Origin of the sequence: Pontibacter anaerobius, assembly GCF_026241195.1 — a bacterium.
GTDB classification, from domain to species: Bacteria; Bacteroidota; Bacteroidia; order Cytophagales; family Hymenobacteraceae; genus Pontibacter; species Pontibacter anaerobius.
Window position 1 is genome coordinate 1 of record NZ_JAPFQO010000029.1, and the last position, 535, is coordinate 535.

General features: G+C 37.8%; 1 protein-coding gene. It reads right to left on the bottom strand.

Going from position 1 to position 535, the window contains the following annotated elements; all coding sequences use genetic code 11:
• Positions 1-69 precede the first annotated feature (69 nt).
• Positions 70-495, bottom strand: coding sequence for a hypothetical protein (locus OO017_RS19875; RefSeq protein WP_266054453.1), 426 nt, complete (start codon positions 493-495; stop codon positions 70-72).
• Positions 496-535 lie beyond the last annotated feature (40 nt).

The window sequence follows — 535 nt, forward strand, 5'->3', positions numbered from 1 at the left end:
AACGCTACTCGTGCAGCCGAAGCCCGAAGCGTAGCAAGGGTTAAAGCTGCACTTTGTTAGGTGATGAATTTATTTCTCTGTCACCTTCTCTACTTTGTATTCTTTGACTTCAAACACATTGGCTGACGAGTCAATCAGTACTGTTAATTCCATGTCTGCCTTACTTCCATAAAGGGAGAAATCAACAGTTGCAGGATATTGTTTTATCTCTTTAATTTCATTCTTGTTGTATCCATACCCTTGCTGTTTCCCTATAGTCCTTTGTATCTCTGGATTTGCATGTAGTTGCTCTAATGTTTGCGATACTAAATCAGGTTCACTCATAAATAGCATCCCAATCGCTGTAAACGCTACAGCACCTACAAACAACGCCACCAAGTATTTGAAGAACTTATTGATTAAATTTTGTTCCTTACTTCCTGCAAATCGCCTAATGATAAAGTAAGCGACTATTATACCTATGACAACTTGTAGGATGTTTATTATGAAATCCATCTGAGCTTCTAATTCATTGATTTTATTTGCCACCTAACGT